Annotated in this window: 15 protein-coding genes and 1 pseudogene; 6 read left to right on the top strand and 10 right to left on the bottom strand. The window is 57.2% G+C overall.

Translation table 11 applies throughout. From position 1 onward, the window contains the following. Positions 1-58: 58 nt before the first annotated feature. Positions 59-1,606: an FAD-dependent oxidoreductase gene (locus ACN6KF_RS29010; protein WP_434960355.1), complete on the bottom strand. Its 1,548-nt coding sequence runs from the start codon at positions 1,604-1,606 to the stop codon at positions 59-61. 198 nt (positions 1,607-1,804) lie between these two features. Between ACN6KF_RS29010 and ACN6KF_RS29005 the strand changes: the two genes are divergently transcribed. Genes ACN6KF_RS29005 through ACN6KF_RS28995 form a run of 3 tightly spaced genes read left to right on the top strand, consistent with a single transcriptional unit; the run spans position 1,805 to position 4,294 of the window. Further along, positions 1,805-2,974, top strand: coding sequence for an acyl-CoA dehydrogenase family protein (locus ACN6KF_RS29005; RefSeq protein ID WP_434960354.1), 1,170 nt, complete (start codon positions 1,805-1,807; stop codon positions 2,972-2,974). Continuing rightward, complete coding sequence (locus tag ACN6KF_RS29000) at positions 2,964-3,701, top strand: PIG-L deacetylase family protein (RefSeq protein WP_434960353.1); 738 nt, start codon at positions 2,964-2,966, stop codon at positions 3,699-3,701. Before ACN6KF_RS29005 ends, ACN6KF_RS29000 begins: the two co-directional genes overlap by 11 nt. Continuing rightward, entirely contained in the window at positions 3,698-4,294 is a 597-nt protein-coding gene (locus ACN6KF_RS28995) for an SAM-dependent methyltransferase (protein WP_434960352.1), read from the top strand. Before ACN6KF_RS29000 ends, ACN6KF_RS28995 begins: the two co-directional genes overlap by 4 nt. Here ACN6KF_RS28995 and ACN6KF_RS28990 read toward each other — a convergent pair. The 4 genes from ACN6KF_RS28990 to ACN6KF_RS28975 form a co-directional block, all read right to left on the bottom strand. Further along, positions 4,190-5,425, bottom strand: a complete 1,236-nt coding sequence (locus ACN6KF_RS28990) for a glycosyltransferase family 2 protein (protein WP_434960351.1) — start codon at positions 5,423-5,425, stop codon at positions 4,190-4,192. The two genes, ACN6KF_RS28995 and ACN6KF_RS28990, sit on opposite strands and share 105 nt — an antisense overlap. Positions 5,426-5,667: 242 nt before the next feature. After that, positions 5,668-5,964, bottom strand: a complete 297-nt coding sequence (locus tag ACN6KF_RS28985) for a PRC-barrel domain containing protein (RefSeq protein WP_434960350.1) — start codon at positions 5,962-5,964, stop codon at positions 5,668-5,670. A 171-nt stretch (positions 5,965-6,135) separates the two neighbouring features. Next, positions 6,136-6,621, bottom strand: coding sequence for a ferritin-like domain-containing protein (locus ACN6KF_RS28980; RefSeq protein WP_434960349.1), 486 nt, complete (start codon positions 6,619-6,621; stop codon positions 6,136-6,138). Between the two features lie 234 nt (positions 6,622-6,855). Next, on the bottom strand, positions 6,856-7,650 hold the full coding sequence (locus ACN6KF_RS28975) for a sensor histidine kinase (protein WP_434960348.1): 795 nt from the start codon (positions 7,648-7,650) through the stop codon (positions 6,856-6,858). 218 nt (positions 7,651-7,868) lie between these two features. Here ACN6KF_RS28975 and ACN6KF_RS28970 point away from each other — a divergent pair, with 218 nt between their 5' ends. Next, positions 7,869-8,099: a DUF982 domain-containing protein gene (locus tag ACN6KF_RS28970; RefSeq protein WP_434960347.1), complete on the top strand. Its 231-nt coding sequence runs from the start codon at positions 7,869-7,871 to the stop codon at positions 8,097-8,099. A 232-nt stretch (positions 8,100-8,331) separates the two neighbouring features. Here the strand turns inward: ACN6KF_RS28970 and katE are convergent, their stop codons facing one another. Then, positions 8,332-10,434: a catalase gene (gene katE / locus ACN6KF_RS28965; protein ID WP_434961334.1), complete on the bottom strand. Its 2,103-nt coding sequence runs from the start codon at positions 10,432-10,434 to the stop codon at positions 8,332-8,334. A gap of 311 nt (positions 10,435-10,745) precedes the next feature. Beyond that, positions 10,746-11,144, bottom strand: a complete 399-nt coding sequence (locus tag ACN6KF_RS28960) for a PRC-barrel domain-containing protein (protein ID WP_434960346.1) — start codon at positions 11,142-11,144, stop codon at positions 10,746-10,748. 268 nt (positions 11,145-11,412) lie between these two features. Here ACN6KF_RS28960 and ACN6KF_RS28955 point away from each other — a divergent pair. After that, positions 11,413-11,820: pseudogene (locus ACN6KF_RS28955) on the top strand (SDR family NAD(P)-dependent oxidoreductase); the annotation flags it as partial. Between the two features lie 310 nt (positions 11,821-12,130). Here the strand turns inward: ACN6KF_RS28955 and ACN6KF_RS28950 are convergent. After that, positions 12,131-12,337 (bottom strand): hypothetical protein, encoded by a 207-nt coding sequence (locus tag ACN6KF_RS28950; RefSeq protein ID WP_434960345.1) that lies wholly within the window; start codon positions 12,335-12,337, stop codon positions 12,131-12,133. A 425-nt stretch (positions 12,338-12,762) separates the two neighbouring features. Next, positions 12,763-13,158, bottom strand: a complete 396-nt coding sequence (locus ACN6KF_RS28945) for a PRC-barrel domain-containing protein (RefSeq protein WP_434960344.1) — start codon at positions 13,156-13,158, stop codon at positions 12,763-12,765. A gap of 403 nt (positions 13,159-13,561) precedes the next feature. Between ACN6KF_RS28945 and ACN6KF_RS28940 the strand changes: the two genes are divergently transcribed. Then, the gene (locus ACN6KF_RS28940) at positions 13,562-13,756 is read left to right on the top strand and encodes a DUF982 domain-containing protein (protein WP_434960343.1); all 195 of its coding nucleotides are present in this window, start codon (positions 13,562-13,564) and stop codon (positions 13,754-13,756) included. Between the two features lie 199 nt (positions 13,757-13,955). On the opposite strand, the gene ACN6KF_RS28935 is transcribed toward ACN6KF_RS28940, so the two are convergent. Further along, positions 13,956-14,198 (bottom strand): hypothetical protein, encoded by a 243-nt coding sequence (locus tag ACN6KF_RS28935; RefSeq protein WP_434960342.1) that lies wholly within the window; start codon positions 14,196-14,198, stop codon positions 13,956-13,958. Position 14,199 lies beyond the last annotated feature (1 nt).

Raw genomic sequence — 14,199 nt, 5'->3', positions numbered from 1 at the left:
AGGTACTCTCGCATTCTGTCTAGCTGCTAGGGAGGCGACGCCGCGTCCGCTCTAGTGATTAAGCTGCGTTGCCATCTTTCCCATTTCGAAGTCGGACATAAAAGTCCCTTTCGGCAAGCAAGCAATCCCGGTCACGGCCGACACTTGCTACTGCGACATCAATCCCATCCTTCCAGTACCGCAATAGAGCATTGCGTTTTTGGAGATCTCCTTCGATCGTTACCGCGTCCCATTCCCTGGCGTGGCCGATATAACGGAACGAGAGATCGAAAAATTTGCTCCAGAAGAAAGGCACCAATCTCAATGGCTGCTGGCTCCCCAACATATTGACCGCAGCCGTCTGTCCCTGTCTTTGGGCGACGACCCAATGTTCCGTTCGGATCCTCTCTTCCTTGATCCGGTATGGCCAACTGACGATATCGCCAGCAGCATAGATATTCTGAGCGGACGTGCGCAAATACTCGTCGACCACCACACCTTGGTCGATCGTTATGCCAGCGGAGCGCGCGAGCCCGATTCTCGGAGTGACACCGATACCCACGAGCATGAAGTCGGCTTCCAGGCTATCCCCCTTGTCGAGCGTTACCCAATTCCCCTCGATCCTGGCTGGCTTGCATCCGAAATGGAACTCGACGCCCTTCGCCGAGAGTGTTTGGATTATAAGATCCGACAACGCACGGCCCAGCAGCTTTTCCATTGGATGGAATTGAGGCACCACGACCGCCACGGAAATTCCTCGGCTCGTCAGGGAAGCGGCCGCTTCAAGCCCAATGAAGCTGCCACCGATGATGACCGCGCGTCGGGCATGAGACACGGCAGCGAGAATGCGGCGACAATCGGCGAGAGTTCGAAGCGTAAAGACGTTTGAGCCGGCTCCACCCGGTATGTCGAGGCGCTTGGGTCGAGAGCCGGTCGCCAATAGCAGCTTGTCATAGATCTGTGTTCGTCCCTGGCTGAAGCGAAGCAAATTATCGGCAGGCTCAATCGCCTCGACTTCGACGTCGAGTTCAAGATCGACACCGAGCTTCTCAAATGCGTTCTTGGCGATCTCGAGACGATCATCGCCGAAATGCCCGTCGAGATAATCCTTGGTCAGCAGCGTGCGGTCATAAGGTGCTCGGCTATCGGCCGAGTACATGAGGATCCGGCCAGGCCAGCCGTCTGCACGCAATGCATGCGCCGCGGCAAAACCCGCGGCCCCGCCGCCAATGATAGCAAAAGCGCCCTGATCGGGATTCCGAGACTGCGATGCGACACCCCGAGGTTCGGCTGCCGGCATTTGCTTGGTGACCCTCACCGTGCCGTCTCGCACGTCCACGTCATAGCGCTCCAGGGGATTGAAGGCAGGTGCCGCAAGGGCTCTTCCGCTCTTGAGTTCGAAACACGCGTGATGCCAGGGACAGCGCACATGGGCCCCGTCAACCAAACCGTCCTGCAAGGGACCACCGAGGTGGCTGCACAGGGAGCTGAAGGCGTCGACAGAGGATTTCCGCTTGAGCACATAGACAGGAGCATCGCCGACCCGACCGAAGAAGGGTTGCCCTTCTTCGAGAGACGACAAAGGCAATCCGTTTGACAGATCAACCAACGCCCGGTTGTGCGGCATGTGCTTCGTCCGTTGTTATTCCATCGCAATTCCCGAGCCCATGACGGCTCAAACCATAGCCGGTAGCCTTTGTTCCGGTACCCGCCCGGTAGAAGGCGAGTTTGAAGGGTGATGCTTCAGCCACGCCCGGCTTTCGGCTGGAACGATTTCGTGCCGCCACGTGTTGGACTCCGAGAACAGCGGCGAGGAACAATAAAAATGCGGGCGAGTGCGGCCACGAAACTGCCTAGTGAAACTGGTCGCAGCGAGGGGCATGGTTCATGGGCTGATCGTCTAGCCGGCTTCACCAGGCTTTGTGAAGAACGAGCCGCGGAAGCGGATGAAACCTGCCATCTCGATCCGGCAGTAACGAGAGCCTTGCATGAAATGGGCATCTTGGCGGAGCCGCTTCCAGAAAACCGGGACGGAGGCGGGCTTCTCGGGGCGCCGCACTGGCCCCGGCTGCATGAGGCCCTTCGCTCGCTGGGAGCGGCCGATCTTTCAATTGGGCGCCTGTTTGAAGGCCATTGCAACGCGATCGATCTCCTTCAGCGTTACGGCACCTCCGCGCAACTGGATAGTCTGGCCTCATCGGTAAGGCGCGGTGCCATGACCGGCGTGTGGGGCGCAGATGGAAAAGATCCCCTCTGCATCGAGCGCAGCAAGGGGGGCTGGATATTGCGGGGTGGAAAGATCCTCGCTTCCGGGGCCGATTTTCTTTCGAGGCCTTTGGTCACGGCGAACAGCGAAGCGGGTCAACGCATCGTTCTTCTGGAACTCCAGGGCGCAGAGGCTCGCGTAGACCTGTCAAGATGGACCCCGCAAGGGATGCGCTCCAGCGCGACCGGATCGATCGACCTGTCTGGGATCACCATCACCGACGAAAATCTGATCGGCGAGCCAGGCGATTTCATGCGCCAACCGTATTTTTCAGGGGGCTCCTGGCGCTTTTGCGCCGTCCACCTCGGCGCCATCGAACGGCTTGTCGATCTCTATCTTTCGCAATTACGGGCACGCCAGCGCGGTGAGGATCCCTATCAGCTTCAGCGCGTTGCCATATGCCTCGCCGCGGCTCGAACCGCGGCCTCGTGGACGAGAGCAGCGGCTCGGCATCTGGCGCTAAGAGCAGACGACGCTCAAGGTTGCGTGGCCCTTTCAAATCTGACGAGAGGCGTGACGGAGCGAGCCGCGCTCGACGTCATGGATACCATACAGCGAGGTATTGGCCTGGCCTCCTTCATGCGCCCTGACCCCATCGAGCGTATATCACGCGATCTAAGAACCTATTTGAGGCAACCGGTTCCCGATCTTGCAATGGCCGATGCGGCACGGTTCGCGTTGACCGCTTCCGTCCCGGTTCATGAACTGTGGAACGCCGATGAGAATTAGCGCCTATCTCGCAAAGGTCGCCAACCTGCCCTATGCTGGCCTCGACAAGCTTGGTGGCGGTGCCGTAACCATTCTGGCCCCTCACCCGGACGACGAGGCTTTGGGCACCGGTGGCCTGATCGCTGCATGCCTTCAAGCGGGCATCGATGTGAATGTTGCCGTCTTGACGGACGGTGCTGGTTCTCATCCAAATTCGCTGCGCTTTCCAAAGGCGCGCTTGATCGAGCTACGACGCCAGGAATGTCGCACGGGTTTGGAAGCCTTAGGTCTTTTGCCGGCAAACATAACTCATTTCGACGTGCCGGACACGTCCGCCCCGACGTCCGGGGCATTGTTCGATCAAGCCGTGCAGCGTCTATCCCAACTGGTCGTCAGGAGTGCTTCGACCAGTCTCTTCGTCAGCTGGGACAAGGACCCCCACTGCGACCATTTGGCAGCAGCAAGGATCGCGGAGGCCGTCGGGCAGGAGCTGCCTCATCTCCTCTTGTGGCATTACCCGATATGGGGCTGGTATCTTCCCAGCTCGATGTCCATCGAACGACCTCATCCGGAAGGTTTCCGTCTCGATATCTCACCCTGGATCGGCCAAAAGCACCGAGCTATTGCTGCGCACGCGTCACAGATGACGAAGCTGATCGATGATGATCCCGAGGGCTTTACGTTCAGCGCAGAAAAGCTCCGCCGTTTTCTCGAACCGACGGAATATTTTATCCGGAGCCAAACATGAGACATCAGCACACAATCGGCCGCGAGTATTTCGAGGCGCTCTATAGATCGGATTCCGACCCGTGGAACTTTGCGACGAGCGAGTACGAGGATCGGAAATATCAGGCAACCTTGCGGGCGCTCGCCCGAGCCTCCTACGCAAAAGCATTGGAGATCGGCTGTTCAATCGGCGTGTTGACCGCACGCCTGGCTGCTCACTGTGATGCGCTCGATGCTGTCGACATCTCGCCCACTGCCATCGCAAAGGCCAGGATCGCCTGCGCTACCTTGGACAATGTGAACTTTCATATCGCCGCGGCGCCGGACGGGCTGCCTGCAGGCCCCTTCGATCTCATCGTGCTGTCCGAGGTCCTGTATTATCTGGACGTCACGGATCTGTTGTCACTCGCCGCCTGGTGCCGGGCCAACGCAAGCTCCGCAGCCGAGATCGTTCTCTGTCACTGGCTTGGTCCGACGAACTATCCCCTGGGCGGTACGGAAGCGGCCGCGTTATTCCTGGACGCGCTGCAACCTCGCCTCGAATGCCACACGGTCCTCCATCAGGAGATCTATCGCCTCGAGTGGATTAGGCTGGGACCGAAGGAAAGTCAGTAGGATTTCGGCGCGGCTGATCTCCCCTGCCAGCATGGAAGGTCTCAAGGGTTCGCCATAGCGCAGAAAGGTGCTGGCAGCGCTTAACTCCTGCCAGAAGACTTCAAAGCACGATCGACGAAGGGTTGTGAGAAGCCTCCCAATCTCTTCCGACCCCAGTCCCAATGCTGCGAGGATTGCAGACTCTTCCATGAAGCCGATGTTGCTTGACCGGCGCAAATGCCCCTTCAGCCACGCCTTCTTGGTCACCGCGAAAACGGATTCCAGCTCCTGATCACAAGGTGCGTCGGGCTCTGCATGGCGTTGCTTCATGGCGTCAGCCGCCCCACCCACAGCCCGACCGTCTAGCCGGCAGGATGTCGTCACGCAAACATCCATGGAATGACGGACTTTTCCACCCAGGCACTCTACGGCCAGCGCGAGCGCGGCATCTTCGCCTGTCGCCTTAGCTGGCAAACCGCCGATTGCGCGGTACATCTTCAACGTAACGGCCAGACTGGCACCTGAGCTGACCTGGTGATTGGGCCATGGATCATGAGGCCGTGGATCCAACAACGCGAAAATCTCGGCAACGAGCGCGTGATAGTGCTCCTCGAAGAAACCGCGATACTGGAAACTTCGACCGAGCTCTATGAATTCGTGCGGATCCGCGTCGATATAGCCGGCAATGCAATCGGCGCCTTGCGAAAACTCCTGCCAGCTGCTCGCAAGCCAGGACGGCGAAACGATGCTGTCTGCATCCGTCGTCAAGATGACGCCGTTATGCAAATCCGCCATTTCGAGTTGCCCAGCCGCAATGTCCATGGCAGCTTTGCGCGCAAGACCCGCCGAGGACAGTTCCTCGGAACAGGTAACACTGACAACATCGATCCGCACGCCCGTGCCATTGCGTATGTCGGCCGCCCTTGCGGCGGTCGCGTCGGTGCAATTATTGGCATAGACAAGCACCTGATAGGCTTCGAAGGGAATGCGCTGGCCCCTCTTGTCTCTTTGGACGGCGAGAGCCGCGAGACAGCGCGAGATCCGTTCCTCCTCGTTGCAAGCGGGGATGGCAATGATCGCAGGACGCATTTCTTCGTGCTGCTGCGGATGGCCGGGCAAAGAAGAAAGAAGGGAAACGGGCGCGCTATCCATTGAAACCCAAGGATTAAACAGATAGAAATTATCTGCTATTTCTTGATATTAACCTTCAACAGCCGCAAATGTTCCAGATTATTATCAATATAAATTTAATATTCGATATTAAATAGATGCCCGAAAACATGAAGAGCAGATGTTAGATCCACCTGCTCTTCCACGTTAACTGTGCTCATTGCAAGAAACGGAACGCTTTAGGCGACCTATCCGCCACGCCGTTTTTTTCCCGAGACCAGACTTCAGTCCTGGTGTTCGGGCATTGCCTTGAGCTGGTCTTTCGTCCACGAGGTCACCGCGTGTACCTCGCCATTCTCGTCCCGCATGAAATCGAGGTCAGCGACCCTCACGGCCACGGGCTTGGCACCTATGCCCAGGAAACCGCCGACATCGATCACGACAATGGTGTCCGTGCCTATACCGTGGACATGGGAGACACTGCCGATATTCTCATCCTCCGGGCCGTAAATCGTCGCGCCTTCCAAATATTCGGGTGTGAGTTCGCTGTCGGCAAGCCTGGTGTGTGTGCTGTGGTCCATACTCGGCCTCCTGTAAGTTTCAACCGCATATAACCGCCGCCTTCGTCGGCTGTTCCCTAATTATTTTCCCGGCCTGGAAGTAACATCTCGGCAACATCGCTCGCGACCGTTCCGAAATTCCCAGCACCGTCTCCCGCTTCACTGGGATCAATCATATGAACGATCGGGAGGTTATTTCTTTAGAGGTCTGCTCATATCCGGAACGTCCTCTCCCAACGCGGTGGCAAGATCAATCTGATGGTCTTGTTCATCTACGAGGATCTGACGAATCTGTTCGGCAAGGGCAAACTCACCCAAGGCTTCGCACTGGCGAACCCGCTCCCTGTAATTGCGAACTGTCTCATTCTCGTTGTTCAGATCAAATCGCAACAACTCACGGGCGACCTTCGATGTCTGAACTGGCTTCGGCACGACGGTCGGCATCTTGCCGAGATAATCGATTTGTCGGGACAAGATGAGGGCATGCTTTAGCTCATCATGCGCATGGGTCTCCAATTGTTCCGCGATACTCATATACTCGGGACCCTTGATTACCTGCGAGTACACAACATAGGCAATGATCGCCTGATATTCACGGGAAAGGTCCTCGTTCAGCAATTCGGCAAGACGATCGCGAGAAATCGCCTGCCCGTTGTCTTCCTTCGTAGAACCTGCCATTTTGCTCATCCTATCTGCCTATCTGCGAATCCCGGTGCCAAACTCAAGCCTGGGAATTTTGTTCCTCGATGGATCGCTTCGGAACATCTGGACCAGATCGCTGCCCGGCGCTGGATTGTGAGCGTGTCACGGCTTTTGTGTGGGCATGATGATTGCACCTTCGATGTACAGGCGGCTTTCTTCCATCGAGGAGCACTGGTGCCGGCTCTCGTCCTTCCGCTGGACGGGTCGGTCTCACGCGATCGACAGGCTCTTGCTCGGTATCTCGATGACGACAGATGCGCCGGCGCCCTTGCCGATCCGCATCTTGCCGCCGGTCACCCCAACGATGGATTTGAGCATGAACGCGCCAAATCCCCGGGCGGGCATGCCATCGAGCCCGTGCGGCATACCAACGCCGTCATCTTCAACCATGAGCCGGCATTGATCAGCCGCTAAGGTCAGCCACACGCGTACGTCGCCCACCCGTTCACCCGGATAGGCGTATTTGAAAGCGTTGGTAACGAGTTCGCAGACCAGTAAGCCCAGATGCTTGGCCAACTGGGTTGGCACGGAAACATGGGCGGCAGTGACGATGACCTGCCTGACATTGTCCGGCCTGTTGCCCGCCAGCAATTCGCCGAGCCGGGTCAAAAGCTCACCAAGGTCGACACAATCTTCGGTGGCGCAGCCATGGAGCTGCTCGTGCACCATGGCAATGGTGTAGATCCGGTCCTTGGCGGTGAGGAGCGCGTCGGCGGCCTTCTCATCGATGGTATTGCGAGCCTGGAGCGAGAGCATGCTCGCCACCAATTGCAGGGAGTTACGGATGCGGTGATCGGCCTCTCCGAGCTGGGCTTCACACTGCTCGAGGCGTTGCAAGGCTTGCGCCAGTTTGTGCTCGAGCTGGCGATAGTCGGCCTCACTACGCACGGCCGGGCATGTCCCGCCAAGCTCGATCGGTGCTTGTTTCAACGACATCGCGAGGAGGTCGCCGGAAGCGGAAATGAGATGATGCTCCGCACGCAGCGTTCTGACATTCGCATTCATTTGGCACTCCCGCTTATCGTTATGGAGGGGAGGCTCAGCGACCTTCCCCGGCATAAGAGCTTAGGTCGGACAGTGCGTGCGAACCAGATTTCCACGGATCAGATTTGCTGATGCAAATGCATCATCTCGTTGAGCTTCTTCCCTGGTGGTGGCTGGGAAGCCGACCAAGATTGGGAACCATCGCGTCTGCGCCGGGTTGGGTTCCTAGGAGGTAAACCATGGCCCACACTGCCTTTTCCCGCCCGCTCGTGATCGAGGAGATCGTTATCGCTGACGTCAACCAGGCTGCGGAATATCTGGTGGAAGACTGGCCGATCGAGCACGGCGATCACTACGAGTTAGCCAGGCGGTTCTGCCTCGAAGTGATCGAAGGCAAGCGTGACCCGGAGGATGCGAGGCAAGCTTTCGTACTCGCGGCCGGGGAGGCCGGCATCACCATCGCAACCTGAGTTTGCGAGCCCGAGCACCGCAACAGCGCAATCTGAGCGCTGCCGGGGTTCCCCATTCGTCCCCCGGTGTCCTTAGATATGGGGCTTCGCCTGCAGGTCGGGGAGAGAGTTTCAGGGGCAGCGGTGCGCATCCCCCTTTCAGCATGCAGCCGCGAACAATATCTCTACAATCAAAGCCGAGCAGGCGAGATGGCAACCGGCCGTCGCGCGGACAGCCATCTCGAGGTGCTCTTCAAAGTTTGACGCTTGCTTCACGTGACCACAGGCGCAATTTACGGCAGGCCTTCACGAAACCAGCGATTGCCCTCTCATCGCCGAGATATATGAGCCCTTCGTCAGCATCGGCGGCGACGCCCGATCTCAACAAGAGGGTCTCGGCCCCATGGCTGAAGCCGATGAACTTGCAATGCGTAAACGCATCCGCCACAAAATCTCGCGCCGCCGCCTCGCCCGTCAACGCTTCTGCCCCCTCCTCCGACAGCAACAGCACCACAGCGTCGAAAAGGACTGAAGGGCCGCCGTCGATCATATGATGTGCCGGAATGAGCGACCCGTCTTTTGCCTTCACCCCACCCACCTTCGGCGCGATCACCTCCAGAATTGCACCTTCCTTTTCAAGCGCGGCCTGCAGCGTCTTGAGCATCGAAGCGTCCGAGCCATTGCCGACCAGGACGCCAACCTTGCGGCCAGCAAAGCTTGCGGGGCCATTCTGGATGATGCTGAGAGCGGGTGATGATGGAAGATCCCTTCGAGGCGCGACGGCGGCATTCGCAGGTGCGGGTAATTTGCCGATCCCGAGCTTGTCACAGACCGCTGCACCAAGCTCTTCATCGATGTTCAATAGATGTGAGACCATACGCTCGCGGATGAGGGGATTTTGGCACTTGCTCAGTTCGAAGGTCAACGCCATCCCGATGTGCTTTTGCTCGGGAGCGGTTTGACTGATGTAGAACTGCCGCGCCTGGCTGTAATGGTCGGAAAAGCTCTCGGCACGCAGGCGGACCTTCGGCGCATCGATGTCCTCCCGGAAGGAGCGAAAGCCGCGAACGGGATCTTCTCTCGGCCCTTGTCCCCATGAATTCGGCTGATAGTTGGCGCGGCCGACGGGATTGCGCATTGCCATATGCCCATCCTGCTGGAAATGCGCGAAAGGACATTTCGGTGCGTTGATGGGGATGTGGGTAAAGTTCGGGCTTCCAAGCCTCTTCAGCTGCGTATCGAGATAGGAAAAGTTGCGGCCCTGCAGCAGGGGATCATTGGAAAAATCGATCCCAGGCGGCACGTTCTGCGTCATGAATGCAACCTGCTCGGTCTCGGCGAAGAAGTTATCCGGCATCCGATCCAATACCAGACGTCCCACCGGAACGGGTTTGATGACTTCCTCCGGTATGAGCTTGGTCGGATCGAGCACATCGAAGTCGAAACTGTCGGCGAACGCTTGATCGAAAAGCTGCACGCACAGTTCCCATTCAGGGAAATTGCCGGACTGAATTGCATCCCACAAATCGCGACGATGAAAGTCGGGATCGGCGCCATTGATCTTGACCGCCTCATTCCAGACGACGGACTGCAGGCCGAGTTTTGGCTTCCAGATGAATTTGACGAAAGTGGAACTGTCCTGGGCATTGAGGAAGCGGAACGTGTGGACGCCGAACCCTTCCATGAAGCGGAAAGAACGCGGGATCGCCCGATCCGACATGACCCACATGATCATGTGCATGGATTCCGGCGTCAGTGAAATGAAATCCCAGAAATTATCATGCGCCGACTGGGCCTGGGGAAAAGCACGGTCGGGCTCTGGCTTCACCGAATGAATGATATCGGGGAACTTGATGGCGTCCTGGATGAAGAAAACCGGGATGTTGTTGCCAACCAGATCCCAGTTGCCCTCTTTTGTATAGATCTTGACCGCGAAACCGCGCACGTCACGCGCCAGATCGGACGAACCCTTGGAGCCGGCGACCGTCGAGAAGCGCACAAAGGCCGGCGTCTTCTCGCCAGCACGCTGAAACAAATCGGCACGCGTATATTCCGCCAGGGACTTGTAGGTCTCGAAATAGCCATGCGCTCCATAACCTCGAGCATGAACGACACGCTCGGGAATGCGCTCATGATCGAAATGGAAAATCTTCTCCCGGAAATGGAAGTCCTCGAGGAGGGTTGGACCACGCGGTCCGGCTCTGAGGCTGTTCTGGTCATCGGCAACCGGATTGCCCTGCGCCGTCGTAAGCACGGGCGTATCGCCCTCGGCGATCTGATGCAGTTCGCCGCCATTGCCACGCATCAGGGTTTGCTCGTGGATTCTCGCGGTCTTTTCTCGGGTTTTCTTTGCCATCGGGATATCTCCTCCCAGGGTTCGCCCCGACCATTCACGCTGTTTACGCTGCAAGGCCTGCTTGTCGCGCCTGCGCGCCAACATGGCGATCGGGCCGTCGATGTGTTCAAGCGCCAGCATCGCCGCAGGCATCGGTAGGAAAGCCTGGGCGCTATTCCCGCAGCGTTAAACCGTCATGTCAGTAATAGTTTCCGATCGATCAACCGTCTCATGGGATTCTTCCCCCGCGATCGCCGCCCGGCAAGCCCAGCCTCGTCACGATCGAACGGAGAAGCCGGAACCTGGATTCCGGCCCCTCTCGATCAACGATACTATGGACGCTGATCCAACCTCGGATCGAGAGGGTTACCGCTCCACAGCGCGCCGTAATATGCATCAACGGCACGGGGGCGATCGGGGTTGTCCCAGTCCCACTCATCGTCGGATGAATATTTCGGACCACCTTGCAATTGGCTGTCCGTCAAAGCGGTCTGATAGCCGCCGAGCTCGGTGTTGTAGGTCAGTGAGTTCCAAGACAGCGGATAATGCTCGGTACCAATGCCGAGAAAGCCACCGAAGCCCAGCACCGCGTAAGATACCTGACCAGATTTCTTGTCGATCATGACGCGCTCGATCGAGCCGATTTTCTCCCCGTCCGCGCCATAAACGGCCGTGCCCTCAACCTTGTCGCTGCCAATTAGATTGCCATATTCCGTGCTCTCGATAGCCATGTAGAAATCCTCCTTGTGTGCGCCTTTGACGAAAGGTCGCAACGAAGTTGCGGGGGTCCACCTTCTCCACCTCGTTGTTGCAAGCGAGCAGGCAACGGGGCCGATCTGATCGGACTGCTCTTGGAGACCCACCGAACGATTGGCGATATCATTCGTTCCCGCCACCACTCTTCCGTGGGCACAGTGCCTTCTCGAAACTCCCCGTCAATGGAACCCGGGCCCTGGGCGAAGTTCGAAAGCACCCTTCCCATTTGCGCTGGAGATCCGTATGTCCAGGAGTCAGCCCCCCAAGTCACCGACAACAAACCCTGTCGAGAAGTATCCAAAACGGCCCTTCAAGCGCCAGGTTCAACCCTGGCCGGGGTTGGCTTCGAAAATGAACCCAAGACCGGATCACTGCGAGCAATCTTATCGCGGTTCCGGACGGTTGGCTGGCAGATAAGCCCTTATTACCGGCGGCGACTCCGGAATGAGCCGTGCCACAGCCATCGCCTATGCCATGGAGGGAGGCGGCGTCGCCATCAACTACCATCCCAAAGAAGAAGAAGATGCCAAAGAGGTTATCAAGCTGATCGAGGCCGTAGGCCGCAAAGGGCTCGCCCCGCCCGGCGATCTCATGGACCAAGACTTCTGCCGAAAACTCGTCGAGGACGTCGTGAAGGGGCTCGGTGGCCTCGTGCGGTTTGGCACAAAGCTGCACCTGCGACTGCCAAACTGAAGAAAAAACGTGTTGTTCCCATCATTGAGCGGCTGTCGGAGGGCGCTTCTCACACTACGACACGACGTTCCAATATTTTCGGCTTAGCAAACACCTATTGCCAATCTGCCACCTATTGCCAATCTGCCACCTATTGCCAATCTGCAGATAATAAACGGGATTGTACAAGTCCCCGGCGTTCATGCAGTTGGTCGCCGGGCATGGCGGACTTCAGAAGTGCCGCCTGGATGGAACGAGCTGCCTGATGAGGGGCAGCCGTGCAGCCGGCTCAAGCGCGACGACCGTCTTTCAGACCACGCGTCATTTCAAAGCTCTTTAGCAATTGACTCATCTGAAATCCATACCACGTCCAATATAGAAACGGCTCCTCATTTGAATTTAAAGGTCTGCGTGGCGCTTCATTTCCAGTTGAAAAAATTTTCCTTCCTAATAAATATGCAATTCTCTTTTCAGAAAAGGCCTCTTTAATTTTCATATTATCTACCTTTTGTTTATTATTATTGGCAGACCATATCACAATTAAATTGCGATGTAGCGATTAAATACCATGCAAGAGATGCCGCCCAGAGGGAGTGGCCCCTCCGTCAGAATTCTTGTCGCGAGGTCCTGGGCGGAATGACTTGAGAGAACACGCAGCAATGTCCGCACAACGGGCAGTGCCTGAGATCGGCTGCTGTCGCGAACCTGGGCTGTCGCTGCGTCGCGGTGGGCTGGTCGTCGCTGCCCAATCGCTCACCGTGCATTTCATGCCCTGCCGGTCCTTCCCGACTGTCAAATGATTTCTTCCGCCTGCATAACCCGTGCCCGGCCCCGGCCCCCAATGCTGGCGAACCGAACATCCCATGTCTTTCAAGGAAAACCTCGCCCTCCGAAAGGGCGAGGTCGGTGCCGTCCTGGCTGTTATTTCGCCCAACGGCCCTCATATTTGAACTCCGGGGCGGCCTTGAGTTGGTCCTTGGTCGCGTCCATGGTTGCCGACCACTTCTTGTCGGCCTCGGAATAGTTCACCGATACGCTTTTCGGAGAGACGACGACGTAGTGTGTGCCGATGCCGAGGAAGCCCCCGACAGAAACGACATATCCCGATAGTGCTCCCTCGGAAATCACAAGATCCTTGATCTCGCCGATATTGTCCTTGGCACTATTGGAAATGTTTAAGCCGATGAGGTTGCTGCTCAGGACATCGGTCGGCTTTGCCAGAACAAATGTCTCTGTCGTCGTAGCGGTGGCGGTCTGGGCAAGCGCAGGAATTGCAAACAATGGAAGCATGGCGGCAGCAATAAACATCTTACGCATATATAACTCCTAGTTTTATGCATCTAATGAGAATACATAAACCATTGCATAAGGTAGAAAGTTCCAAATTATTTTCAATTTTATTTGGAGAGGACTCAAATCGGCCGGAAGCCAGCTGGCGCCGCATCGCGTGCCTTCGGCTCGGCGTCAGCCAGGGATCGTTAGGCGCGTTTCGAACGCTTGCCCCTCTGCTCCATCATGAATTCGGCCATCCAGGCTCATGTTTGAATTTCAATGCAACCGCCCCGACGAGAATCCCCGTTGTTACTCACGTCAAAAGCGTGGGCCTGAAATAGGAGAACATTCATCGTTTGGAGAGGGCGAGACCCTTCTCGAGCAGCAACCCGCCCTAATCTGAAAATGTCACGCCAGCTGCAGATCTTGTCTCGGCTTCGAAGCGCACATGTCCATTCTTGGTCTATTTGAGGTTTGGATGTCAGAAGTGGCCTTCCATCACCCGATTTCGTTCAAGCTTGGACACCGCTGGGTTGTCGTCATCCGGTCGGTCCAACAGGCTTTGGATTTCCTTGACAATCGCTGGCCCGAAGGGGGTGAAGATCTCTACGCAGTGGCGCGCTCAGCCTGCTCGAGGGCTTGAACGACGGGCGAAAAACCAAGGAAGCTCGCTATGCATTCATCGATCATCGATGCGCTGGGTGAGGCAGGGCTGGAGCCGGCGTTCGAATTCGGGTTCATGTCGGCGATGACCGGCAACTCGCGCCAGGGAATATCTACCTAAAAAGCAAAAAGCGGGGAGGCACAGTTTGACCTCCTCGCATTCGGATGCTCTCACGGCATTACACGCATATCCGCTTCTTTGCACGCCTCGCCGAAAGCCTCGCGAGCTTGGTCTGGCTGGCAGCGCCTGCCATGACATCGAGGCACGCTCGCTGAGCGTCGATGCAAGCGAGCTTGGCCAGTTCGTAACACTTACCTTCGACAACGGGCCAATACTCGAAAAGATAGGTCGCGGCCTGATCAGCGCCTGCGATCGCAAGAGCTTTCACCTCGACAGGTTGAGAGAAGCTGGCATGTTCCATA

The sequence above is a fragment of the Labrys methylaminiphilus subsp. lupini genome, assembly GCF_051161885.1.
GTDB lineage: Bacteria > Pseudomonadota > Alphaproteobacteria > Rhizobiales > Labraceae > Labrys.
Note: the sequence above shows the minus strand (reverse complement) of the source record. Positions and strands in the feature narration are given on the sequence as shown.